Source organism: Sodalis sp. RH21 (assembly GCF_047324175.1).
In the GTDB taxonomy this organism is placed as follows: domain Bacteria; phylum Pseudomonadota; class Gammaproteobacteria; order Enterobacterales; family Enterobacteriaceae; genus Acerihabitans.
Genome location: NZ_CP178732.1, coordinates 5033481 through 5059204 on the forward strand (window position 1 = coordinate 5033481; position 25724 = coordinate 5059204).

General features: G+C 58.9%; 19 protein-coding genes. 9 read left to right on the forward strand and 10 right to left on the reverse strand.

What is annotated here, in order from left to right:
* Positions 1–183 precede the first annotated feature (183 nt).
* From ACL2XP_RS23315 to ACL2XP_RS23340, 6 genes are all read left to right on the forward strand, one after another.
* Positions 184–705, forward strand: coding sequence for a 5' nucleotidase, NT5C type (locus ACL2XP_RS23315; RefSeq protein ID WP_413735662.1), 522 nt, complete (start codon positions 184–186; stop codon positions 703–705).
* 95 nt (positions 706–800) lie between these two features.
* The gene (locus ACL2XP_RS23320; protein WP_413735664.1) at positions 801–1292 is read left to right on the forward strand and encodes a MarR family winged helix-turn-helix transcriptional regulator; all 492 of its coding nucleotides are present in this window, start codon (positions 801–803) and stop codon (positions 1290–1292) included.
* Positions 1293–3389: an FUSC family protein gene (locus ACL2XP_RS23325; protein ID WP_413735666.1), complete on the forward strand. Its 2097-nt coding sequence runs from the start codon at positions 1293–1295 to the stop codon at positions 3387–3389.
* On the forward strand, positions 3386–3595 hold the full coding sequence (locus ACL2XP_RS23330; protein ID WP_413735667.1) for a DUF1656 domain-containing protein: 210 nt from the start codon (positions 3386–3388) through the stop codon (positions 3593–3595). The genes ACL2XP_RS23325 and ACL2XP_RS23330 overlap by 4 nt, the downstream gene beginning before the upstream one ends.
* A 6-nt stretch (positions 3596–3601) precedes the next feature.
* A complete protein-coding gene (locus ACL2XP_RS23335; RefSeq protein WP_413735669.1) occupies positions 3602–4525 on the forward strand; it encodes an efflux RND transporter periplasmic adaptor subunit in 924 nt (307 codons plus the stop codon).
* A gap of 2 nt (positions 4526–4527) precedes the next feature.
* Positions 4528–5991 (forward strand): efflux transporter outer membrane subunit, encoded by a 1464-nt coding sequence (locus ACL2XP_RS23340; RefSeq protein WP_413735670.1) that lies wholly within the window; start codon positions 4528–4530, stop codon positions 5989–5991.
* Between the two features lie 304 nt (positions 5992–6295).
* On the opposite strand, the gene ACL2XP_RS23345 is transcribed toward ACL2XP_RS23340, so the two are convergent.
* The 3 genes from ACL2XP_RS23345 to ACL2XP_RS23355 all read right to left on the reverse strand — a co-directional run bounded on the left by ACL2XP_RS23345 (position 6296) and on the right by ACL2XP_RS23355 (position 13329).
* Positions 6296–7357 carry an NAD(P)-dependent alcohol dehydrogenase gene (locus ACL2XP_RS23345; RefSeq protein ID WP_413735672.1) on the reverse strand — a complete coding sequence of 354 codons (1062 nt, stop codon included), beginning with the start codon at positions 7355–7357 and terminating at the stop codon, positions 6296–6298.
* Positions 7358–7705: 348 nt separating this feature from the next.
* The gene (locus ACL2XP_RS23350; RefSeq protein WP_413735673.1) at positions 7706–11788 is read right to left on the reverse strand and encodes a hypothetical protein; all 4083 of its coding nucleotides are present in this window, start codon (positions 11786–11788) and stop codon (positions 7706–7708) included.
* A 491-nt stretch (positions 11789–12279) separates the two neighbouring features.
* Positions 12280–13329 carry an aldo/keto reductase gene (locus ACL2XP_RS23355; RefSeq protein WP_413735675.1) on the reverse strand — a complete coding sequence of 350 codons (1050 nt, stop codon included), beginning with the start codon at positions 13327–13329 and terminating at the stop codon, positions 12280–12282.
* Positions 13330–13537: 208 nt separating this feature from the next.
* Here ACL2XP_RS23355 and ACL2XP_RS23360 point away from each other — a divergent pair, with 208 nt between their 5' ends.
* The 3 genes from ACL2XP_RS23360 (at position 13538) to ACL2XP_RS23370 (ending at position 16061) form a co-directional block, all read left to right on the forward strand.
* Positions 13538–14092, forward strand: a complete 555-nt coding sequence (locus ACL2XP_RS23360) for a thiol-disulfide oxidoreductase DCC family protein (protein ID WP_413735677.1) — start codon at positions 13538–13540, stop codon at positions 14090–14092.
* Positions 14093–14194: 102 nt separating this feature from the next.
* The gene (locus tag ACL2XP_RS23365) at positions 14195–14656 is read left to right on the forward strand and encodes a MarR family winged helix-turn-helix transcriptional regulator (protein WP_413735678.1); all 462 of its coding nucleotides are present in this window, start codon (positions 14195–14197) and stop codon (positions 14654–14656) included.
* 112 nt (positions 14657–14768) lie between these two features.
* The gene (locus tag ACL2XP_RS23370; protein WP_413735680.1) at positions 14769–16061 is read left to right on the forward strand and encodes an MFS transporter; all 1293 of its coding nucleotides are present in this window, start codon (positions 14769–14771) and stop codon (positions 16059–16061) included.
* 36 nt (positions 16062–16097) lie between these two features.
* Here the strand turns inward: ACL2XP_RS23370 and ACL2XP_RS23375 are convergent, their stop codons facing one another.
* From ACL2XP_RS23375 to ACL2XP_RS23405, 7 genes are all read right to left on the reverse strand, one after another.
* A complete protein-coding gene (locus tag ACL2XP_RS23375) occupies positions 16098–17066 on the reverse strand; it encodes an MBL fold metallo-hydrolase (protein ID WP_413735681.1) in 969 nt (322 codons plus the stop codon).
* 144 nt (positions 17067–17210) lie between these two features.
* The gene (locus ACL2XP_RS23380) at positions 17211–18725 is read right to left on the reverse strand and encodes an HAL/PAL/TAL family ammonia-lyase (RefSeq protein ID WP_413735683.1); all 1515 of its coding nucleotides are present in this window, start codon (positions 18723–18725) and stop codon (positions 17211–17213) included.
* A gap of 40 nt (positions 18726–18765) precedes the next feature.
* On the reverse strand, positions 18766–19524 hold the full coding sequence (locus tag ACL2XP_RS23385; RefSeq protein ID WP_413739269.1) for an ABC transporter ATP-binding protein: 759 nt from the start codon (positions 19522–19524) through the stop codon (positions 18766–18768).
* A gap of 26 nt (positions 19525–19550) precedes the next feature.
* Positions 19551–20315: an ABC transporter permease gene (locus ACL2XP_RS23390; protein WP_413735685.1), complete on the reverse strand. Its 765-nt coding sequence runs from the start codon at positions 20313–20315 to the stop codon at positions 19551–19553.
* A 26-nt stretch (positions 20316–20341) separates the two neighbouring features.
* On the reverse strand, positions 20342–21058 hold the full coding sequence (locus tag ACL2XP_RS23395; protein ID WP_413735686.1) for an ABC transporter permease: 717 nt from the start codon (positions 21056–21058) through the stop codon (positions 20342–20344).
* 78 nt (positions 21059–21136) lie between these two features.
* Positions 21137–21994 carry a transporter substrate-binding domain-containing protein gene (locus tag ACL2XP_RS23400; protein WP_413735687.1) on the reverse strand — a complete coding sequence of 286 codons (858 nt, stop codon included), beginning with the start codon at positions 21992–21994 and terminating at the stop codon, positions 21137–21139.
* A 1806-nt stretch (positions 21995–23800) separates the two neighbouring features.
* Entirely contained in the window at positions 23801–25453 is a 1653-nt protein-coding gene (locus ACL2XP_RS23405) for a glucan biosynthesis protein D (RefSeq protein ID WP_413735688.1), read from the reverse strand.
* Between the last annotated feature and the right edge of the window lie 271 nt (positions 25454–25724).

Consider the following 25724-nt stretch of genomic DNA (forward strand, 5'->3'; position numbering starts at 1 on the left):
GCGGGACGCCCGCGCCCACCCTTTTGCCTGAGGGTCCGGGTGAGCCCCCCCCCCGCCCCGAGCGCCGGCCGGCGATGATTATCCTCTACGCCTCGCCCATAAATGCCTGATATAGTGCAAGGGCGTTGATTAGGCCACCTTTATTGCCTGCGAAACCATTCCCTGCGCAACCGGAGAAAAACGATGCAAACGATAGCCGTTGATATGGACGAGGTCATCGCTGACTTCAACACCAAAATGATTCGCCATTTCAATGCCGAGTTTGGCGAAAATATCGTGCTGGGCGATTTGGCCGGGCAAACCATCCAGCAATTGCGCCCCGCGCTGCGCGAGCAGATCAATCGCATGATCGGTGAACCGGATTTTTTCAGCGATTTGGATGTTATGCCGCATTCGCAGGAGGTAATCGGTCAGCTTACCGCCAAATACCAGGTGTTTATCACCACCGCCGCCATGGAGTTCCCCGCCTCGTTCGGCGCCAAGTTCCAATGGCTGAAAACCCACTTCGGCTTTATGAACCCCATGAATTTTGTGTTTTGCGGCAACAAAAGCATTCTTAACGCCGACTACCTGATCGATGACAATGTCCGTCATTTTACCCATTTTGTCGGCGAAGGCATCCTGTTCACCGCGCCGCACAATATCCACCAGACCGGCTATCGCCGGGTAGACAGCTGGCAAGAGGTCGCCGCGCTGTTTTTATAAACCTGTATTTATAAACCAATGTCAGCAGGGTATTGACTCGTGACCTGGCTCTCAATATAGTTAGCAAACTACCTAATTACATGCTAGCAACTTTGATGCCTATCGCAAAAAATCGTACCCAGGCCCTGATGGCCATTACCGTGGCATTGGGGTTATTACAACGGGGCTATCGGGCCAAAGCGGATAAAATCGTGGCCCCGCTGGGCCTGTCGGCGGCCATGGCCTGGCCGCTGGTGCTGATTGGCCGCCATCCGCAGGGTATCCGCCCGGGCAGTTTATCCGAAGAATTGGGTATCGAAGGACCGTCGCTGGTGCGCTCGTTAAATCAATTGGTCAAAGCGGAACTGGTTATGCGCCAGGAAGACGCGGTGGATAAACGCGCGAAAATTCTGTTTCTGACCCCGGCGGGCAGCGCTATACGTACGCAAATCGAAGCGCTGCTCAATGATTTTCGCGCCGCGCTGTTCGACGGCGTGCCGCCGGCGGATATCGACGCCTGCCTGCGCACGTTCAGCCTGTTGGAACGGCGGCTGGGGATTAATGGATCGTCGGCCATTGATGCCGACTCGGTAGCGATTAACGCGTAAATGGCCCTCACCCTGCCCACGGTGAAGTTATTCACCCGCAACGAGGTAATTTACTCGCTGAAGAGCTTTGCCGCCGCGATGCTGGCCCTATACCTGGCCAGCCGCGCCGGGCTGCCCAACACCTTTTGGTCGCTGCTTACCGTATATGTGGTCAGCCAGCCCCTGGCGGGCATGGTGCGCTCCAAAGCGGTATATCGCCTGTGCGGCACGTTTATCGGCAGCACCGCCACGGTATTTATCATCCCGGCGCTCTCCAACGCGCCCGTATTGCTGTCGCTGGCCATGGCGCTATGGGTCAGTTTCTGCCTGTTTATCTCCTTGTTGGACCGCACGCCGCGATCCTATGCTTTTATGCTGGCCGGCTATACGGCGGCGTTGATCGGTTTTCCTTCCGTGCAGACCCCGGATCTGATTTTTAATACCGCCATTACGCGCGTGGAGGAGATCAGCCTGGGGATTTTATGCGCCACCCTGGTCCATAGCATCGTGCTGCCCGCCGGCCTGTCGGCAAGCGTGATGGGACTGCTGGATAAAACCCTGACCGATACCCGGCGCTGGCTGACGGATATTTTCTCTCCCGCGGCGCCGGCTGAAGACAACGGCGCCCTGTCGGCGGTGCGCCTCAAACTGTCGGTGGATATCACCCAATTGCGCCTGCTGGCCACCCATATTCCTTTTGATACCAGCAACCTGGCCTGGACGACGGCGGCCATCCGCACCATGCAAGACCGGGTGGCGGAGCTGATTCCCACGCTGTCGGCGGTGGAGGATCGCCTGCAGGCCCTGTACCAGGCCGAAGGGGGCTGGAGCCCGGACGTGCTGGCGGTACAGTCGCATATCAACCAATGGCTGGAGGCCAACGCGTCGCTGCTGCCCGATGCCGCGGCGGATATCACGCTGCCGGCCGCCGACGGCGACGATTGGCGCCTGACGCTGCGCCAAGCGGTACAAGCGCTGGCGACCGGCGGCGACGGGACGCCCTGGACCCGTGCGCTGCGCATCTCCCTGGTCACCTATCTGGAAGAGTTGATGCGCCAATGGCAATCCTGCATCACCCTGCGCCAGGATATCAATACCGGTTTACGCGCGGGCGTCATGCCCCGGCGCCGCGGGGCCGCGGTCGGCAACCGCGTACTGCACCGCGATATCGGCATGGCGCTGCTCTCGTCGCTGGCGGCGTTTATCGCCATTGTCCTGTGCTGCCTGTTCTGGGTCCAGACCGGCTGGGCCGACGGAGCGACGGCGGCCATGATGGCGGCGGTGTTTTGCAGCTTTTTCGCCTTTATGGACGACCCGGTGCCCGCCATCAATATGTTTCTGAAATATACTTTTTGGTCGGCGCCGATTTCGGCCCTCTATATTCTGGTCCTGCTGCCCGCGGTGCAGGATTTCGGCATGCTGGCGCTGGTCTGCGCGCCGTTGTTCCTGATCCTCGGCTGCTACAGCGCGCGGCCGGCCAAGTTTATGATCGCCATGCCGCTGCTGTTCGGCGTGGCGGGCACCATGTCGCTGCACGACACCGCCCATGCGGATGTCACCAGTTTTATCAATACCACCACCGCCCAGCTCCTGGGCACGTTTATGGCGGCGCGGGTGACCCGGCTGTTCCGCTCGGTGGGCGCCGACTGGAGCGCGCGGCGCATTCGCAAAGCCATCCGCCGCGACCTGGTGCTGATGTCCAGCGGCGCCAAAGCGCAGCACCTGCAAATCTTCGCCGTCAGGATAGTCGATCGCATCGGGCTGCTGGTGACGCGCATCGCCCAGGGCGAAGTGGCCCGGCATAACAGCATCGCCCGGGAAAGCCTGCGCGATTTACGGCTGGGAACCAATATTATCGTGCTGCAACAGGTGCGCCGCGGCTTTCCGGACATCGCGTTTGAGGTCCTGCTCAGCCAGTTGGCCACGCTGTTCAAGGCCGCGGAAAACCTGCCCCCGGTATCATTGCTCACCACCATTGACGCAGCGCTGACCGCTATTCTGGCGCTGCCGGAAAAAACCGCCCAATGGCGCAACGCCATTACCGCGCTGGTGGGACTGCGCCATAACCTGTTTCCCGACGCCCCCGCCACCCTGACCGCCCCCGGAGAAACAGCATGATTGGCGAAGCCAGTTTTTACGGCCTTTATATCCCCTGGCTGATGTTGCTGGCGATGGCCGCCCTGGCGCTATTCTGGGCCGTGCGGCGTTTGCTGGTCTTCGGCGGTTTTTATCGGTGGGTCTGGCATCCGGCGCTGTTCGATATCGCCGTGTATTTACTTTTACTTTATGGGCTTACCCATGCCACCTATCTTTTACAGCGATAACTTCCGATGAAATCTGAAACCCTGGCTTTGCGCTCACGACAACTCATTCGCATTCTGGTGACCTTGGTGGTAACCCTGGCGGCCATTTGGGCGGTATTGCAATTATGGGATCACTATGAACTGGCGCCCTGGACGCGGGACGGACGGGTGCGCGCCAACGTGGTGGCCATCGCGCCGGATGTTTCAGGGCTGGTTACCGATGTGGCGATACATGACAACCAGCGGGTGGCGGCGGGCGAACTGCTATTCGTGGTGGACCGCACCCGCTACGAGCTGGCGGTGCGCCAGGCGGAAGTGGCGCTCAACTCGCAGCGTATCGCCATCGCCCAGGCCCAGCGCGAAGATAAACGCAACGCCCAGTTGGGCACGCTGATTCCCCAAGAGGAACGCGAACGCACCCGCACCCAGCTCGACCAGGCGCAAAACGGCCTGGCCCAGGCGGAAGTGGCCCTGGACAGCGCCCGGCTAAATCTACAGCGGGCCCAGGTGCGATCGCCGGTGGACGGCATGGTGACCAACCTCGATCTGCGCCAGGGCAGCTATGCCACCACCGGCAAACCGGTACTGGCGCTGGTGGATACCGGATCGTTCTATGTGGAAGGCTACTTTGAGGAAACCAAGCTGCCGCGCATCCACCTTGGCGACCCGGTCAGGGTGATTCCCATGGGCGGCAACGGCCCCTTTACCGGCACGGTGGAAAGCATTGCCGCGGGCATCGCCGAACGCGACCGGTTGACCGGCGATAACCTCCTGCCAAGCGTCAATCCCACCTTTAACTGGGTGCGGCTGGCGCAGCGCGTACCGGTGCGGGTAAAAATCGGCGTCCTGGCGCGGGACCAACGCCTGGTGGCCGGTCAAACCGTCACCGTCGAGGTCACGGCGTCCGCCACCGGCCTGGTGGCAACCAAACCCGCCAGGCAGGAGCCATAACCATGTCGCTGCGCACCGCTATCGTCGTGCTGTCTCAGCGCCTCGGCCTGCGAACCGGGATACTGCTGCTTACCCTGGCCGGACTGACCGCCTGTTCGCTAACCCCCGTCGGACCGGATTACCGACCGCCGTCCTCGGCGACGCTCGGCCGGGCGGCCAGTCTGCCGTTGACCAGCGCGGAGCAAACCCCCACCGCCGGTTCGCAGCCGTTGCCCGACCATTGGTGGCGGCTCTACCAGGATGCGAAACTCGACGCGCTGGTGAGCCGGGCGCTGGCGCACAATACGGATTTACGCGTGGCCATAGCGAATCTGGAACGCGAGCAGGCCCTGCTCAAAGAAGCCGGCAGCGCCCAAAACCCGACGCTGAACGCCAACGCCAAACCCTACTACGGCCACCCGTCGGGACTCTCGACCCTACAGCCCGATTACGTGCCGGATAACGCCTGGCGCTACGATAGCGGCTTGAGTCTCTCTTACCAGCTGGATTTATTCGGACAGATCCAGCGGGCCATCGAGGCTGCCAACGCCGACAGCCAGGCCGCGCAGGCCGCCCTCGATTTGGTGAAAATCAACGTGGCGGCCAACACCGCCCGCGCCTATGCGGAAATCTGCACCACCGGCCTGCGGCTGCAAACCGCCCGCCGCTCCATCGACCTACAGCAACAATCCGTCGAACTCACCAACCGCCTGTTGCAAGCCGGCCGCACCGGCGAACTGGACACCGTACGCGCCCGCGCGCAGCTCGAACAGCTTAAGGCCGCCGTGCCGCCGCTCCAGGCCCAGCGGCAAAATGCGCTTTATCGCCTGTCCACCCTCACCGGCGCCTTGGCGCAGGATTTCCCGCGCGACATCGCCGATTGCGTTACGCCGCCGCATATCGCCCGGATCATCCCCATGGGCGATGGCACCGCCCTGCTGCGCCGCCGGCCAGACATCCGCCAAAACGAACGCCAACTGGCCGCCGCCACCGCCCGCATAGGCGTCGCGATGGGGGATCTCTACCCCAAAATAACCCTCGGCTTATCCGGCAGTTCCGCCGGGCTGATGAACGGCCTCGGCCAAAAAGACACCTACGGCTGGAGCCTCGGCCCGCTCATCTCCTGGACCGTCCCCAACACCGGCGCGGTCCAGGCGCGCATCGAACAGGCGCAGGCCGGCGCCAAAGCCGATCTGGCCCGTTTTGATGGATCGGTACTTACGGCGGTCAGGGAAGTGGAAACCGCCCTGAACAACTACGCCCGAGAATTGGATCGGTACCAGGCGCTGGCCAGCGCGGGGCAAGAGACTCAAGACGTGGCCGGAAAAACCCGCCGGCTCTACGCCAGCGGCAAAATCGGCTACCTGGATGTACTGGACGCCGAACGCGGCCTCGCTTCAAGCAACGCCGCGCTGGCGCAATCGGAAGGCCAACTGGCCGATGACCAGGTCATGCTATTCCTGGCCCTAGGCGGCGGCTGGCAATAACACCCTCCCCGGCGCATATACCCGCCATCACCGAACCCGCAATGAGCTGCATTTGTGTTCAAGGGAAAGCGCGCCGTAGGGGTTGAGGCGGCCATTTCCCGGGCCGTCCGACGCCCCTTGGCGCGCTAAGCCCGCTAGCACCCAAGCCGCCAGCGGACCCTGTTAAAGGGGGAGCATGCCAGTGGGGCCGAAGCAGCCCTTTTTCAGGCTGCCCGAGCGCCCCACGGCATGGTAGACCCGCCATCACCGAACCCGCAATGAGCTGCATTTGTGTTCAAGGGAAAGCGCGCCAGCGCACCGACTTTTACGCCGTTTTTTTCAGCGACGCCATATCAATCACAAAGCGATATTTCACATCGCTTTTCAACATGCGCTCGTACGCCTCATTGATATACTGAATATCGATCATTTCCACATCACACGCGATACCCTTCTCGGCGCAAAAATCCAGCATTTCCTGGGTTTCCTTGATCCCGCCGATCAACGAACCGGCGATGGACTGGCGCCCCATAATCATCGGCCCGGTCTGCACCGGCGGCACCAATGCCCCCAGCAACCCCACCAGCACCAGGGTGCCGTCAAGATTCAGCGTGGACATATAAGGATTAACATCATGCTCGTAAGGCACGGTATCGATAATCAGCTCGAACTGACCGGCCGCGCCTTCCATCTGTGCCGGCACGGTGGACAATACGACATGATCCGCGCCCAGACGGCGCGCCTCGTCCTCTTTACCCGCCGAACGGGTAAACAGCGTAACCTCCGCCCCCATCCCCTTGGCCAGCTTCAATGCCATATGGCCCAAACCGCCGAGTCCAATCACCGCCACCTTGCTACCGGGCTGCACATTCCAATGGCGCAACGGTGAATAGGTGGTAATACCGGCGCACAGCAGCGGGGCGGCCGCCTTGATATCCAGCTTTTCCGGCACCCGCAGCACAAACTTCTCGGAAACGACAATCTTTTCCGAATAACCGCCAAAGGTCGGCGAACCATCATGGCGATCTTTGTCATTGTAGGTCTGGGTCGCGACTTCCTTACAATATTGTTCCAGGTCGTGCTCGCACGACACGCAGTGCTGGCACGAATCCACCAGGCACCCGACGCCGACCAGATCCCCGGCTTTAAACTTCTTCACCCCGGACCCGACGCGCGTCACTTTGCCGATGATCTCATGCCCGGGCACCATGGGAAAAACGCTTACGCCCCAGTCGTTGCGGGTTTGGTGCAAATCGGAATGGCACACGCCGCAATACAGGATATCGATCACGACATCGTCGGCCCGCGGGTCGCGTCTGGCGAAATGATGTTCAGCCAGCTTGGAATCGGCGGATTGCGCCGCATAACCTAAAATTTCTATAGACATGATTTTCTCCAGTTTTTTCCAATCCCCGCACACTCCGGATCGCCGTCAAGCGGGCGCTACCGGAAAAAAGGGGACTGAAACAAAAATTGACCGCGCTGCCGGGGGGCGAAATGGCCTATGTATCGCCATAGCCACCCTCTGGAGCTACCAGCCATTATCCATAACTACCCTCCGGCAAAGCAGGCGCAACGCGATAAGACAGACATAAATAGAGTGCTGTATCTAGGGGACAAGTGTAGAACATAGAACCTGGATGGGAATGATAATGATAAATATTGCTACGGGTAACCCAAAAGATGCGGCGACAATATACGTTATGATATATCATTACATATTCTCTGGTTTGTTCTATACAATAGGGCCATGGATATATTTCACCCCGGCCGGCAGATTGATCGGCCGATGAGGCAAATCATTACCCCGCACGTCAAGGTAGTTTAGCGTCCGCGGGAAATGGGCAGGAAGTTGATTAAAATTATTTTTGGCGATATTAATTGATTCTATACCGGGAGGCAGACCCGTATTGAAGGAATAGATATAATTTTCTTGTGCCGCCAGAATTTTTAACGAGTCCGGCAAAGGAGGCAGATACGTCAATAAATTCTTATTAACCCCGAGAAATCTGAGCTTATGGGGCAAATGATCTGGCAAAATAGACAATAAATTATTATCGGCATAGATATGGGTCATATGGGATGGCAGATTGTCGGGTAAATCGCTCATTAAATTCCCGCCAATTTTAAGCGTTTTTAGCTTGACGGGGAGTGGTGCTCCAATTTCTTTTATTTGATTATTAGTAACATCTAGATAAGTTAAACTCTTGGGCAGATTGTCCGGTAAATTTCTGAAATGGTTGTTAGCAAACGACAGATATTTTAACGAGGGCGGCCACGGCGTGGTCCAATCCGCCAGATGATTAAAATTGGCCTCTAAATACGTTAACGACGATGGCAGGGCCATTGTAAAATGCGTCACCTGATTGTGGTCCAATAGCAGATGATCCAGGCTATTAGGCAGGGCGCTATCCAAAACGGTCAGTTGATTGCCGCTTACATCGAGTCGTTTTAAGTTCTGCGGCAATTTGCCGGGCAGCCCGATCAGGGCATTTTGCCTGACTTCCAAGTCGATAAGAGTATCAGGCAAATTTTCCGGTAATAGCGTCAGCTGGTTATTACTCAGCTTGAGATGCGTTAACTCATGCGGCAAAGAACCGGTAAGAACCCGCAATCGATTGCTGGCGGCGTTCAGCCGGGTGATACCCACCGGCAGCACCGGCAATTCCGTAAGCGACAGAACGCTGAAATTTAGAGATGATTCAAAATGGGAGTAAAAAGCCTTCAATTTTGCTACCGCCATCGATCTACGCTCCATTCCCTCCCCGCCGAGTTGCCAGGCATCCCACAAGGCATAATGCGAGTTCTTTAAAATATCAAATTCCCTCATTGCCAGGTTGCGCATAGTGGTCAATCTTGAATGTTCAAATGCGCCTTCCGGCAACGCGAGCAGCATATTGTTCAACGAACGCGCGTCCAGCGGGCGCAGGATTTCAATTTGCAGCTCAGGCGGTAAGCCATATAAGTAACTCCAGACCGGCTCCGCGGATTGTTGCAGCAGCAGATTGCCGCTATAGGTCAGCGCACCTTCCGGGGTAATATAATAGCGCCAGTTGCTCTCGGCCAGGTTATTTCTGCCCAGGAATTCCGGCAGGCTTAGAGGGGCCTCGCCGAGATGGTTTCGCGTCCATGCCAGCAGTTGATTGGGGGATATCTGCACGCGCGCGGAACTGATTGAGGGCGCGGGCAAGGCCGGCCGGGCGCCCTGCGCGGCCATGGCCCTACCGGCCTTGCCCGCGCCTCTGCCTCCAAGCCCCTCGGTTTGCAAATTCCTTAACTTTTTGGCGAAAGGCAGCGGTACCGGTTGTAAAACGTTAGCGGCGGAAAGCGTATATTTTTTCCCGAAAAGTTGCTGGGTCTCCAAATTGACGCGCACGTATATGTCTTGGCCTTTAAACCTATCCCCGTGCAGTTTGAACACGGGAACATCTTTATCCAACTCGGCCAGCCGCCCCATGGGATAGGTTTCGCTCAGCGGCGCCGGGGCGCGATCCAACAGGCGGCTTTCCAGCTGCGGCAAAACTTTTTGCCAGACCGGCACCCGCGCTTCGATGGTTTTCACTACCCGGACTATTTGCCGTATGGCTTTGGTACCCAGCATCGCCGTCGGCTCTATACCTGGGTCCAGGGTTCTTAGGGCGGCAACGCCGAGTTCGATGAGCGCACCGCGATTGAGCTCTTGCGCCGCCGGCAATATGACATAACGCATGAGATGTCGGCCGCCGAGCTTGAGCGCCGCTCTAAGCGATTGGCGGGCCGCGATGGCGCCCAGGCTGGCTTTAAAAGCCATCGTGCCGCCGCCCAAGCCGATTTCCGCTATCCTGCCGCCGAGGGCAATACCTTTGCCGGCTACGGGCATGAACGAAAACGCATCGAATGAACAGGGAATCAACGCATCGCGGCGCCCGGCCTGAATGCCGATAATACAATCATGAAGAGGGATAAGACCGAGCAAAATTCTTTTGGCTTGCTCACTTGCGGTTTCTTCATAACCATAGTCGTGCAATTGGCGCGAAACTTCTTCCCGGTGTTTTTGTACCAGCTTGCCAACCAGAACGGCAAGTTTATCCGCCGCATGTTTTAACACCGGTACCTCCGGGCCGTCGGCATAGATTTTAAATTTATAGTCTTTATCTTTCTTGCATGTCACGCTGTCGGTCATCAGCGCGTAATAACGTTCTTCATCTTGGTCGACGCGTTCCAAAACATAACCGTCGCTATTTGATTGCAGCGCAAAGATTCTTTTTTCATCCCCGTTTACCGCCAGCAGCAAATCGACATTAGGCAATAATGCTATGGTATAACCCGATCGGGGTACATGCTGGCTAAAACGATAATATTTAATGTGGTCAAACGCTGAAAACGCCGCGGAAATGCGCGTTATCGCAGCATGGAGCAGAAAATTAAATTCGCCGGGGTCCGCCCGCTGCAAAACATCGATTATCATTAATTCGTCCACCACCGCATATTTTTCAGCGATATTGGCGTTTTGCCGGTTAAACAGCTCGTTGATATCAGCGTTCTGGATATCTTGTTGCTCGGCCAGTTTATGGCGTGTCCGATAACCTTGCAGCGCCTCCTGCAAATGATGAAAAGGATTATTGGCGGCCTGGATTTTATCATTGGCGGCAAAAAATGCCTCCAGCGCATATTGACGGTTTTTTTCTTGCTGCAATACATCATACGGCCCAGCGTCAGCCCCGGTTTCCCTATTGAACCTGATGTAATGCAGCTTGGCGGCCAGCTCAAAAAATGCAATATATTCTGTTGAGATCACGCTCTCGCTGAGCATATCGTCCAATGAATGCCCCAGGGCGGCCAGCTCTTGTATGGATAGCTGCTGGCGGCTAATGCCGATGCTATTGGCAAAAAGCAGGCCCGCGTGGAAATACCCCCAATCAATCGTCCCGATGGATAGATACGCCGCGGCATTTCGGTCGCCGTGAAAACGCAGGGTTGGCATTGCGGTAAACACCAGCTCATCAAAAATATAATTTTTTGCCGTTTCACTTAGGGGAGTATTTATTTTAAGGGAAATATCTTCACTTTGTTCCCACGATTTTAACTCGGCGTTGATCCTGGCGTATAAAACCTCAAGGGAATAATCGCTGTCATTATGCGCCGCGTCGCCGTTTTGTAACTGCATCATCACATTGATGACTAATTCATCAACCCCTTGGTTAAATATCATCGAGCTCAGCCAATGATTGATGGTCTGATATTGCCGTTCATGGCTGATAATCTCTTCTTTATAGGAGCCGTATTCCCCGGATGGTTTGATTAATTCCCGGGCGAAAATCGCCAATCCATCGGGAACGGTCATGATAAAGTCGATACTCAGGTTAACCAGGCCGGCTTTAGGCAGTTCGCGCTGCTCCGGTATGCGCTTTTCGTCAATCAGGCCATATTTTATCAACAACCGGACAATACGGCCGGAACGCGCACCGGTCAGCGTTTGCCCGCCGGGCTGCGCTTCGGCCAAGTGCCTCTTGGGTCGCGCAGGTCCAGCGCGGGAAGCGCGGCCCGGAACCGGCCACGATTGATGCTGTTGCACCGGCACCGGCGGTAAATGCCCATGTCGCCGCGCCGGCGGCCGGGCGGCAACGAACGGCGCAAGCATGCCGTTACCCGTTACCGGCGTGGGTAGCCCGATCGGCTGCGGGCTCTCTTTCCGCCGCGGCAACAGGGTTTGCGACGGCAGGTTTTTTTTCGATATAATCGCCGGATCGCCACCTGCCATATTGGAAATAAATAACAGGCTTTGCAGCATTAATTCCGCCCGGGCCCGTTTAACCGGATCGCCTGGAAACCTGGCCATAAGACTGATGAGCCGCCGTTGATTTTTTTGTTCCCACTTATTATCGGTTTCGTTCTGGTAATTTCCAATATTTTTCCTATAGGCTCCAACGGATAGCGGCATGACGGACTCCATCTCAGATTGATGAATTAAATAATTTTACGGTGAAATAATCAATGCTATTAATTTAAAATAATTAATACTTATAGAATGATTGTTTTGTTGAGTGTAATTATTTTTAATATAATTAAAACCCAGACGCAGACCTTCTATATTTACGGACATCGTTATTTATATTTTTTAAAACCCACAATGTCAATTCCTGACGTTCATTAATCCGGTTGGCGCCATGGCGATAATTAAACCATAATAAGGAAATAAAAACGGCCGTGCCGTACGGCCGGCGGGGCTGACAGGGGAATGTATAAAATGGAGCGCATCAGATAACCGCCCGGGCGATAATGTTCGCCTATCGCCCGGGCAGCGGCCTTTATTGGACAGGGAAACGCAGGCTATTGTTGGTTGGCGTCACGCAAACGCTGCTGGCGTTTTTCACCCTGGCGCTCAAGCATCCATCCAGGATATTCAGCCGGCAGCGCGCTGACCTGATCCAACCTGGCCAGCTCATCTCCCGACAAAGAAATGCCGGTAGCCGCAATATTATCGTCCAGCTGTTCGATTTTTTTCGCGCCGATAATCACGCTGGTCACGACCTGCTGGTGCAGCAGCCACGCCAGGGCTATCTGCGCCACCGAGACGCCTTTGGCCGTACCGATCTCACGCATCACATCAATGCAGTCATAAGCGCGATCTTTATTCACCGGCGGAAAATCGAAGGTGGTGCGGCGGCTACCCTCAACCGTTTCGGTGTCACGGCCATACTTGCCGCTGAGCAAACCGCCCGCCAAAGGACTCCAGGTAAGCAGGCCGACATTTTCGCTTTGCAGCAGCGGCACCAGTTCCCGTTCGAGATCGCGGCCGGCGATGGTGTAGTAGGCTTGCAGGGATTCAAACCGCGCCAGGCCCAAACGCTGTGAAATACCCAAAGCCTTCATAATCTGCCAGGCGGCCCAGTTGGAAACCCCGATATAACGCACATGGCCGTGCTGCACCAGATTGTCCAGGGCATACAAGGTTTCTTCGATGGGCGTGGCGGGGTCAAACCCGTGCACTTGATACAAGTCGATATGATCGAGCTGCAGGCGCTTGAGGCTGGCCTTGACGCCTTCCATGATATGGAATCGCGACAGGCCGGACGAATTGACCCCCTGGGTGCCGCTGGCGCCAAACACTTTGGTGGCCACCACCACATCTTCACGGGGCACCTTCAGGTTCTTCAGCGCCTGGCCGGTGATGATTTCCGAACGTCCTTCCGAATAGACATTGGCGGTATCGATGAAATTGATGCCCGCCTCCAGCGAGCGGCCCATCAGCCGTTCCGCCTCCGCCTGCTGTAAATTACCGATTTGTCCCCACATTCCGCCCTCGCCGCCAAACGTCATGGTGCCAAGGCAAAGTTCCGAAACGAATAGGCCGGTATTACCAAATTTGCTATAACGCATAGTTCCTCCAAAATGAATAGTTCTTCCGAAAATGAAATGTCGCACTATCCTTTCCAGGGTCTTTAGCCGCGTTAATTCACCCCTTTAGAAATAATACGGATTATGGGCGGAAAATTCCCCAATCATAGGTATCTAAGTGTTACCTGCGACGCGGGCCCCGGTTGTTAGCAGTGTGACCTCGATCCCTACATTTTCCCTATGATTGCTTATGCTGAAAACACCTGATATTCAAGAGGGTATTTTTTACCCGCAAGGGGTAAGCACCATGCAAAATGTCAAACCCAAGTCCAGCGCACCGCTTCTCTATGTTATTCGCAACGAACGGCTCACGCCGCCGCCCCATCTGCTGGCCGGCGAACGCGTAATGCTGTTTGACGGGGAATGCGTGTTATGCCAGCGATTGATTAGGGTGTTGATTCGCGCGGATCGCGCGAAAAAAATCCATCTGGCCACGGCGCAATCGCCGGCGGGCCAGGACCTTTTGCGCTGGGCGGGTTTACCCACCGATAACTTCAATACCATCGCCTATATCGCCAACGGCGAAGTCTCGGTAAGATCGCAGGCGTTTATCGCAGCTCTGGGACAGCTTGGCTGGCCCTGGCGCGCCCTGAAAATCCTGCGTTTTTTCCCCCGGGCGCTGCGCGACGGCATCTATAACGGCATTGCCCGTAATCGCTACCGGTGGTTCGGCAAGCTGCCGGCGGGCACCCCGCCGCCGCACGACGGCCAGGGGCGGCGGTATCTTGACGGCGGCCAAGGCTGAGCCGGCCCGCCATTGATGTTTAGTAACCCGCGGTAACAGATACAGGCAATTTTTATGAAGGCAAGCTTGGTAGTTTACCTTCATACCTGCTAGTTTTCATTCATGACGATCAATAATAAGCCATCAAACAATCCTGCCAACGCCGGCGCTTTGCTGCTGGCGGGGGAACTGCGCGTACTGCTCGGCCGCTTAAAGCGGCGCCTGCGCGAAGAGACCCATCCCAAGGGGCTGACCGCGGCCCAGATCTCGGTGCTGAGCCATTTATACCGCGAAGGCCCCGCGACGGTAACCGACCTTGCCAAGACCGAAGGGGTGCGCCCGCAGTCCATGGGCGCCACCGTATCCGCCTTGCTGGCGGCCGGATGGGTGAGCGGCGCGGCCGACCCGGCCGACGGGCGCCGAACCATCTTATCCCTCACCGCCGCCTGCCGGGATACGATTGCGGCCAATCTGGCGGCGCGCGAGGATTGGTTATATCACGCCATCGCCAGCCAATTCACCCCGGCCGAGCAGCAGGACATCGCCAATGCCGTAGAACTGCTCAAGCGCCTGGTCAGTCCGTAGCCCCGCGCCGCGTACCCCGGTTCATATCACAGCAGGAGAACGCCATGATCGCTATCGCTTTTGATCCGCACACTGTCCTTGCTGCCGGCTGGCTGCCCAAGGGCATACGCCGATGAATCCCGCGGGCGGTATGCTCAAAGGGATGTTTCGCTCCCTGGGCAATTACAATTACCGGCTCTGGGCCGGCGGGTCGCTGGTATCCAATATCGGCACCTGGATGCAACGCACCGCCCAGGACTGGCTGGTATTGACCCAATTGACCCACAATAATGCCACCGCGGTCGGCGTGGTTACCGCGCTGCAATTTGGACCACAGCTGCTGCTGTTGCCCCTGACCGGCTTTGCGGCCGACTATTTCGATCGCCGTAAACTGCTGATCGCCACCCAGGGAGCCATGGGACTGCTGGCCCTGGGACTGGGCATCCTGACCGTGGCCGGCCTGGCCCAGTTATGGCACGTCTACGTCTTTGCCTTGCTGCTTGGGTGCGTCGGGGCGTTTGACGCGCCCGCGCGCCAGACATTTGTCAGCGAGCTGGTGGCCGAAGCCGATTTATCCAACGCGGTGGCCTTAAACTCCACCTCGTTTAACGCCGCGCGCATGGTGGGCCCGGCCGCCGCCGGCGCGCTGATTGCCGTCGTGGGCTCCGGCTGGTTATTCCTGATTAACGCCGCCTCGTTCGCGGCGGTGATCGCCTCGCTGAAGTTCCTGCGTTTGGATGAATTACATGCCCGCCGCTACGGGGGCAGGGCGGCGGGAAGCCTGGTCGGCGGGTTTCGCTATGTCTGGCAGTATCCGCAACTGAAAACCATTTTGTTGATGATTTTTTTGGTGGGAACCTTCGGCCTTAATTTCCCGATATTTATTTCCGCCATGGCGGTGAAGGTGTTCCATGCCGGGGCCGGCCAATACGGGCTATTGACGTCAATCATGGCCTGCGGCTCGGTGGTCGGCGCGCTGCTCGCCGCCAGACGCACCGCCACCGGCGTGCCCCTGCTGTTCACCAATACGCTACTTTTCAGCCTCGGCCTGGCGCTGGCCGCAATCATGCCCAACTATATCCTGTTCAGCGCCGTGCTGGTGGCCATCGGCATAACGGCCCAGACCTTGACCACCACGGCCATCAGCCTGGTGCAGTTGTCGACCGAACCCGCCATGCGGGGCCGCGTCATGGCGATCTTTCTGGCCGTATCCCTGGGCGGAACCCCCATCGGCGCCCTGATTATCGGCTGGGCCGCGGATAATTACGGCCCGCGCCAGGCCATGGGAATCGGCGCCGCGTCGGGCTTTGCCGCCGTGCTGGTGGGACTGTATTACCTGATAACCTACCGTCATCTGCGCCTGCGCATCGACGCCGGCCGCCTGCGCATTATCCTCGACGGCGGCGATACCCTGACCGATTTGTAGCCAGCCGCCGCGCAGGCAAAATCAATTGCCGGCCAATCAGCGTACCTCGCCGTAGCCTACCGGCGTCCAGCGATAGCCCTGGCGTTGGTCGGCGCTCACATAACCGATACCGGGAAAGGTAATATGGGCGCCGGCGATTAGCGTTTGCTGATGCGCCATGAGTTTTAGCAGCGCGTCGCGGGTTTTGACCGCCTGTACGCCATCGGCGTCAAAACCCACCGCCAGCTCGGGATGGACCAGCTGTAGCGCGGAGTAGTGGACGATATCACCCCAGAATAGAATCCGTTGCCCGCCCTGTTCCAACACAAAACCGGTGTGCCCGGGCGTATGTCCCGGCAAGGCTATAGGCTGCACGCCGGGCAGCAGATCCTTGCCGGCGGTGAAAAACTTGAGTTTACCGGCGTCTTTAAACGGGGTCAGGATATCCCTGGCGCGCTGGAAACCGGCCTGCTGCGCCTTGGGCGCTTTGGCGGCATTGGCCGCTGACAGCCAGTAGTCCGCCTCGGCTTTTGACGTCCAGAGGGTGGCGTTAGGATAAGCCGGCCGGCCGGCCGCGGTAACCAGGCCGCCGATATGATCCCCATGCATATGGGTAAGCAATATGGTATCCACCTGTTCCGGCGAATAGCCGGCGGCCTTGAGGTTGGCCATAACCTGGCCGAATCCCGGCCCAAGCAGTTTGCCGCCGCCGCTATCAATCAGGATCAGATGTTCGCCGGTATTAATCAGGAAGCTATTAACCGAGCCGTTCACCACTTTGGGCGCATTGCCGTTGATCTCCTCGACATAACGGTCAAGGGTCTCGGGCGTGGCGTTTTTAAATAGCGTCAGGGGAAAGGTGGAACTGCCGTCATATAGCGCGGTGACCTCGGCGGTGCCGATCATCATCCGGTAATAGCCAGGCGCCTGGGTCTTGATTTGCGCCGTGGCGGCCGCATGGGCCATAGGCATCACCATCGCGGCGAGCAGCAGCAGGGCGGCGCGGGTGAAGGCTTTAACGATCATGGTTCGTTCTCCGATAAAAAGGTTATGGGGAAACAAGTCTTCCCTACCTTACCTGTAATCGGTCGCTTTTACATCAATACCATGATTTATCAAGAAACTGCCCCTCCTCCGCGCGCGGCGTTAACGCCCGCTGGCGGCAGGGTTTTACCCGCCCAGCAGCCCGGCCGGCGGATTGTCCCGCTGCAATAACCGCGCCGCGCCGTTGATGTCGGGCGCCAGCCAGCGATCGGCCGTATAGGCCGGTATGCCCTGGCGCAATAGCGCCCAGGCGCGCCGCGTGCCGTCGCCGCAGTTGTCCGGCCCGATAAACTCCAGCGCCTGGGCCGCCAGTAAATATTCAATGGCCAGGATTTTTGTCAGGTTCTCCAGCGACCGGTGCAGCTTCAGCGCCGCGCCGGTCCCCATGCTCAGGTGATCCTCCTGCAGGCCGGAAGTGACAAAATTATCCACTACCGCGGGCTGGGCCAACTGCCGGTTTTCGCCGGTCAGGGCGGCCGCCACGTACTGGGCGATCATCATGCCGGAATTGACCCCCGGTTCGCCGACCAGAAACGGCGGCAGTCCGCTGACCAGCGGATTCACTAAACGATCGATACGCCGTTCGGCCACCCCGCCGAATTCAGCGGCGGCCACCGCCAGCAGATCGGCGGCCATGGCCACCGATTCCCCATGGGGATTGGCCTGGGATATCACCCGAAAGTTATCCGGCGTCCCGAGAATCAGCGGATTATCGGTGGCGGAATTCAATTCAATGTCGATATGGCGCTGCGCATGGGCAATCTGGTCGCGGCAGGCGCCGTGTATTTGCGGTATCGAGCGGATGCTTAGCGCGTCCTGGGTGCGCAGACCGCGGCTGGCGGTGATATTTTTGCTGCCGTTAATCATCAGGCGCAGATGCCGCCCCACCAGTTGCATGCCGGGGTGGGGTTTTAACGCCAGAATTTCCGGGTCGAAGGCGTCGGCCTGGCCGCGCAGCGCTTCAAAACTCATGGCGCCGATGACGTCGGCCCAGTCCGCCAGGCGGACGATATCATCCAGCGCCAGGCAGCTCAGACCGGTCATGCAAGGAGTGCCGTTCACCAGGCACAATCCGTCCTTCGCGCCAAGCTGGACCGGCTTTAACCCTTCGGCCGCCAGCGCGTCGGCGGCGGCGCAAATGCCGCCGCGATAGCCCACCTCGCCGATGCCCAGCAGCGCCAGGCCGATATGCGCCATATGGGTCAGATAACCCACCGAACCCTGCGACGGCACCTGCGGCGTAATCTGGTGGTTAAGCAGATCGAGCAACCCCTGGACCACGCCGCGCTGGATACCGGATTTCCCCTGGCTGAAGTTGACCACGGCGGCGCAGATAATGGCGCGGGTCTGGTCCTCGCGCAGCGCCGGCCCCACCCCGCAGGCATGGCTGAGCAGGGTATTGCGCGACAGGGCGCCGAGCTGCTCGTCGCGCAGGGCCACATTGCACAGCGCCCCGAGTCCGGTATTGATGCCGTAAGCCCGCTCGCCGCTGGCCACCACCCGCCCGACGATGGCCCGGGCGTTATCGATCCGCGCCCAGGCGGAATCGGACAGCAAAAACCGCGCGCCGCGCCGCGCGACGGCGCTGACATCCCGCCAGCCCAGCGGCCCGTCGCCGCAGATAATCCTTGATAAAGACATAATGACCCACTCCCCTGCAATCCTGAACGCCGATCGCCTGTTATTGCGCGCGCTGATGGTGGCTGGAAATAAACTGCCGGAAACGATCGGATGAATGATGATTAAACAGATCATCCGGCGTGCCTTGGGCCTCGATATTACCCTGGCGCATAAACACGACCCGATTTGAAACGCCGCGGGCAAAACCCATTTCATGGGTGACCACCAGCATGGTGCGCCCCTCGTCGGCCAGGGCGCGCATCACTTTAAGCACTTCGCCCACCAGCTCCGGGTCCAGGGCGGAAGTGGGTTCGTCGAACAGCATCACTTCCGGGTCCATGGCCAGCGCGCGGGCAATGGCCACCCGCTGCTGCTGGCCGCCCGAGAGCTGCGACGGATAAAAATCGCGCCGGTCATACAGACCCACCTTCGCCAATAGCGCCTCCCCTTGCGCCACGCACTCCCTGCGCGGTCGCTTAAGTACATGGAGCGGGGCTTCAATCACATTTTGCAGCACCGTCAAATGGGACCACAGATTAAAATTCTGGAACACCATGCCGAGCCGGGCGCGAATCTTGTCGATCTGGCGGCGGTCGGCCGGCAGTTGATGGCCCAGGCGGTGGCGTTTCATGACAATGGTTTCACCGCCGATGGCCACCGTGCCTTCGTCCGGGGTCTCCAGCAAATTAATGCAGCGCAAAAACGTACTTTTGCCCGAACCGCTGGCGCCCAATATCGAGATGACGTCTCCTTGCCGGGCATCCAGCGAAATGCCTTTTAATACCAACTGGTCGCCAAAGGATTTGCGAATACCGATCATCGACAAGGTAATGGGGGCCGGTTTAATCACTGTTTATCCCTCAGCATGGTTTCGTCGCCGGGCCCGGAGGCGGACGGCGTAACGGTGGCGGGCGCCAGCGCCGGGCGTGGCCGCAGATGCCGCGAAAGCCGGGTCTCCCAGGCGGCAAACAGGCGCACCAGGATAAAGTTGAGCAGCAGATAAATCAGCGCTGCGCAGACAAACACCTCCATCGTCCGGTAAGTACGCTGGATAATCTGCTGGGCGACCCCGGTAACATCCCAGACGGTGACCAGGCTGGCGAGCGCGGTGGATTTCACCAGCAATATGGCCTCGGTGGAATAGGCCGGCAGCGCATAGCGCAGCGCGATGGGGCCGACAATGCGCCGCAGCAGTACCCAGCGCGACATGCCGTTGGCCATACCCGCCTCAATCTGGCCGTGGGGAATGGACAGCAAACCGCCGCGGATGATCTCGGCGGTATAACCGGCGGTGCATAACGCCAGCGCCAGCACCGCGCACAAATAAGGCGAGCGCAATACCGGCCAGAACAGACTGGCGCGCACCGCCTCAAACTGCCCCAGCCCGTAATAAATCAGGAACATCTGGATCAGCAGCGGCGAACCGCGGAACACCATCATATAACCGCGGCCAAAATAGCTCAGCGCCGGATATTGACTGACGCGCAGGGACACAATCAGCAACGACAGCAGGCCGCCGAGGATTAACGAGCTGAAAAACAGGCCCAGGGTGGTGGGCAGCGCCGCCAATAGCTTAAGCATCGTATCGCTGAGGAACGCAAAATCAATCATAGTGAATTTCCCGGCGGGGATAAGGGTTAGCGGGCGGCAAAATGGGTTTTCCCCGCGCGCCCCAGACGCCTTTCCGCACGATTGAACACGTGATTGGACAGGCCGGTCAAAACCAAATAACACGCGCCGCCAATAATATAAAATGTGAAATAGTGCCGCGTGGACCCCGCCGCCACCTGGCTGGCGCGCAGCAGTTCAACGATGCCGGTCACCGATACCAGCGCCGAATCCTTCAGGCTCATTTGCCAGACATTCGCCAGCCCCGGCAGCGAAAACCGCAGCACCTGGGGAAACAGTATCCGGCGTAAAACTCCCGTCCGGGTCATGCCCATGGCATAACCCGCCTCCAATTCGCCCGGCGCTATCGCCATCACCGCCCCGCGGTACACCTCCCCTTGATAAGACCCGGAAATCATGCCGATGGCCAGGGCGCCGATCAGAAACGCCGGTACCTCGATATACCCATCCGCGCCAAAGGCCTGGCCGATTAAGGTCAGCAGCCCGGAACCGCCGAAATAGAACAAATAAATAATCAACAGCTCGGGAATCCCGCGGAAAACCACCGAATACCCTTCGCCCAACCAGCGCAATACGCGCCGGCGGGACAGCCTGGCGGCGGCCACCAGCGCGCCGAACGCCGCGCCCACCAGCAGCGCGGCCAGGGTCAGGGCAACCGTCGTCAGGGCGGCCAGCAGCAACATACCGCCCCAGCCATGCTCACCGAATCCCAGTGCTTCCAGCATAATGTCAGCCTCTGCTCGCAACCGTCAGGATATACCCCGCGCCGCAATAATCCGGCGGGGGCAGCGATACGTCATGGACTACGGCGTGACGTCGGTTTTAAACCATTTTTCGCTGAGTTTTTTTACCGTGCCGTCGGCCAGGGCGGTTTTAATCGCCGCATCGAATTTGGCTTTTAATTCCGGATCGCGTTTACGTATGCCCAGCGCCTCCCCTTCACCCCAGATAGGGCCGCCGAGCTTGGGCCCGCTAAACCCGAGATTTTTATTTTCCGGACGGGACAAAATGGAGGTAAAGAAAGTCACATCATCAAACACCGCATCGATGCGCCCGGCCTGCAGGTCGAGCACGGCGTCCGCCGACGCGTTATATTCCCGCACGGTGGCGATATCCTTGAAATATTGATCGATAAACGGCGTATAAACCGTGCCTGAGGCGATACCGATGGTCTTGCCCTTTAACGCGGTACGCAAATCCGCGATGGCCGGGTTGATGGCCGCGGGATCGTTTGGCAACTTGATAATGGCGCCTGCGCCGGTGGCCTCGGGCATTAACTTACCCCCCACCGAGACGAAACTGGCGGCGGTAGCGGCATAAGGAACGGTAAAATCAATCACCTGCCGCCGTTCCGGGGTAATCACAATCGCATCCATCAACACGTCGAATTTACCCGCCTGCAGCCCGGCAATCATACCGTCCCAGTTTTGCACCACCAGCTTGCACTGCATCTGCATACGTTCACAAAGAATCGCCATCAACTCCGGTTCAAAACCACTCAACTTACCGCCGGGCAGGGTTAGATTCCACGGCTCATAGCTACCTTCGGTGGCGATGGTAACCTTGGTCCATTCCTTGGCCTGCGCAGGCAGCGCCAGCAAAACGGCCGTGGCGACCAATCCCCCCAACATAAAATTCGCGAACGTTTTTTTATGACGCATCAAGTGGCTCTCCGCAATAAATGGCTGATTATGTACATGTATATACAAGACCAAGCAATTAAAGGGCCAGAAATTAGCCACAGATGAAATTAACCCTTTGTTTACGAGGATCAAGCCATTACCGGCAACGCCGCAATAAGGCGCGCGCCAAAAGCGCGGCGAAAGAACCAAATTGGTGCAGAGGGGCCCTTCACTGCCCCATTTTAACGCCCACAGCTAAACGGCCGCGGCAGGCCCGCCAACACCTGGACCCGCAGCGAACCCTGTTAAAGGGAGACCGCGCCGTCGGGCGCGGCAGGCCCGCCAACACCTGGACCCGCAGCGAACCCTGTTAAAGGGAGACCGCGCCGCAGGACGCGGCAGGCCCGCCAACGTCCGAACCCGCAGCGAGCTCTGTTAAAGGGAGACCGTGCCGTAGGGGTCGAAGCGGCCATGGTTTTCCTGGCCGCCGGAGCACCCCTTGGCGCGGTAGGCCCGCCAACACCTGGACCCGCAGCGAACCCTGTTAAAGGGAGACCGCGCCGTCGGGCGCGGCAGGCCCGCCAACGTCCGAACCCGCAGCGAACCCTGTTAAAGGGAGACCGTGCCGTAGGGGTCGAAGCGGCCATGGTTTTCCTGGCCGCCGGAGCACCCCTTGGCGCGGTAGGCCCGCCAACACCTGGACCCACAGCGAACCCTGTTAAAGGGAGACCGCGCCGTAGGGCGCGGCAGGCCCGCCAACACCTGGACCCACAGCGAACCCCGTTAAAGGGAGACCGCGCCGTAGGGCGCGGCAGGCCCGCCAACACCTGGACCCGCAGCGAACCCTGTTAAAGGGAGACCGCGCCGTCGGGCGCGGCAGGCCCGCCAACACCTGGACCCGCAGCGAACCCTGTTAAAGGGAGACCGCGCCGCAGGACGCGGCAGGCCCGCCAACGTCCGAACCCGCAGCGAGCTCTGTTAAAGGGAGACCGTGCCGTAGGGGTCGAAGCGGCCATGGTTTTCCTGGCCGCCGGAGCACCCCTTGGCGCGGTAGGCCCGCCAACACCTGGACCCGCAGCGAACCCTGTTAAAGGGAGACCGCGCCGTCGGGCGCGGCAGGCCCGCCAACGTCCGAACCCGCAGCGAACCCTGTTAAAGGGAGACCGTGCCGTAGGGGTCGAAGCGGCCATGGTTTTCCTGGCCGCCGGAGCACCCCTTGGCGCGGTAGGCCCGCCAACACCTGGACCCACAGCGAACCCTGTTAAAGGGAGACCGCGCCGTAGGGCGCGGCAGGCCCGCCAACACCTGGACCCACAGCGAACCCCGTTAAAGGGAGACCGCGCCGTAGGGCGCGGCAGGCCCGCCAACACCTGGACCCGCAGCGAACCCTGTTAAAGGGAGACCGTGCCGCAGGGCGCGGCAGGCCCGCCAACGTCCGAACCCGCAGCGAGCTCTGTTAAAGGGAGACCGTGCCGTAGGGGTCGAAGCGGCCATGGTTTTCCTGGCCGCCGGAGCACCCCTTGGCGCGGTAGGCCCGCCAACACCTGGACCCACAGCGAACCCTGTTAAAGGGAGACCGCGCCGTAGGGCGCGGCAGGCCCGCCAACACCTGGACCCGCAGCGAACCCTGTTAAAGGGAGAACGTGCCGCAGGGCGCGGCAGGCCCGCCAACGTCCGAACCCACAGCGAACCCTGTTAAAGGGAGACCGCGCCGCAGGGCGCGGCAGGCCCGCCAACACCTGGACCCGCAGCGAACCCTGTTAAAGGGAGACCGCGCCGCAGGGCGCGGCAGGCCCGCCAACACCCTAACCCGCAGCGAGCCAAGTTAAAGGGAGACCGCGCCTTTCAGCTCATCTGCCGATCGTCGATATATTTACGCTTATCCGCCGGCGGCGGAAAATACTGATACAACCACGTCTCGCTCAATACCTGCCCCTGGGTACGCAAAAACATCCGCAGCTCCACCGGGTCCACCGAATCGCTATCCGGCGTCCAGTCAAACAGGATACGATAACCATCCATCGGCTCGACGAACAAAATCTCAATATTATCGATCTTACCGTGGGAAGGCGTAATCACCGGTTCGATCCCTTTGGGGGCGGCCGCCTTAATCTCGCCGCCGACAAAATCGATGGCGAAGCGGCGCGCCCATTTCTCCGGATAATGCTCGCCCGGCGCCCAACCTTCCGGGAAACCGCCCATGCCGGTACGCGTGGCTTTGACCCGCGCCAGCGGACTGCTGACCGGCGGTTCGCCGCTCCAATAAAGACGGTAGCTATAGCTATACTCCTGCCCCGCCTGGATCGGCTCCGCGGGCTGCCAGAAGCAAACAATATTATCCAGGGTCTCGCCCGTGGTGGGAATTTCCAGCAAATTAACCGACCCCTTACCCCAGGCGCCGGTCGGCTCCACCCACAGACTCGGACGCTTATTGTACCAACCGATCACATCCTGATAATTATCAAAATCATGATCTAATTGCAGCAGGCCGAACCCCTTGGGATTCTCATCGACAAAGGCATTGAACTGCAACTTTTGCGGATTATTGAGCGGGCGGCATACCCATTCGCCATTGCCGCGCCACATGGCCAGGCGGTCGGAGTCGTGGATTTGCGGATGGATAGTGTCGCAAGTGCGCCGCTCATTGGTGCCGCAGCTGAACATGCTGGTTATCGGCGTGATCCCGAGCTGCTTAATCGCCGTGCGCGCATGGATATGTTTTTCGATATCCATCACCACCCGTTCGGCTTCGCAATGAATGACAAACCGGTAAGCGCCGGTGGCGCTGGGGCTATCGAGCAGCGCGTACAGGGTAAACGTCGTATCGGCGGGCTTGGGCTTGTCGAACCAGAACGCCACGAAATCGGGAAACTCCTCGCGCCGGTCGGTAAAGGTGTCGATGGCCAGCCCGCGGGCCGACAGACCATACTGGTAAGTATCATCCACCGCGCGAAAATAGCTGGCCCCGAGAAAGGACACCACATCGCGCCGGGTCAATTCCGGCGCTTTATTTACCTTGAACCCGGCAAAACCCAGGTTATCGCGCCCTTCCAATTGGGCGGTATCCACCCCGGCGTTATGGTAATTGAACAATTCGGGCCGAAAATGGATTTCCTTCGCCGTATGGGCTTCGGGATCGACGGAGTACATGCGTACCCGCCGTTTGAACCCCATGCCCACATGGAACAGATGGACATCCAGCTGCCGCCCGTCCACATCATGCCAAAGCGAATGGCTGGCATCGTACTGGATATCGTTATAGGCCTGCGGCGTCAGTTCGGCGAGGGTCTTGGGCAATTCGGCCGGTGGGCCGCCAAAGGCTTGCCCCGCCAGATTGGCGGCCATGGTTTTCAGCGTGGAGAAATCGAAAGCGCTCGCGCTGCCGTCGGCAACAGTGTCGGCGGCCAGGGCCGAGCGCATAAACAACGAGGCCATGGCAGGGGTGCCGCAGTAAGCGGCCAGCGCCAATGACGCCTTAATAAATGATCTTCGTTCCATGCCGCAAAAGGTTCCTATGACTGGCAAAATTGTATCCGCGCGGAGCCGTTCGCCGGGTAGCGAGGCACCGGACGTCGGACATGATATTCCAACGTGGCTCCATCGGAGTTCGAAATTTTCGACATCGGGCGGCGTTAATAATTCCCCCCAATACCGGTTACAGCCTCAATGAGTTTACGATAACCGCTATCAACTGCAACGGGATTAACACCCGCAACGCTGCGTGTGCCCCGCCCGCCGCGAGAAGCGCCCATAAACCATGGGCGCAGCG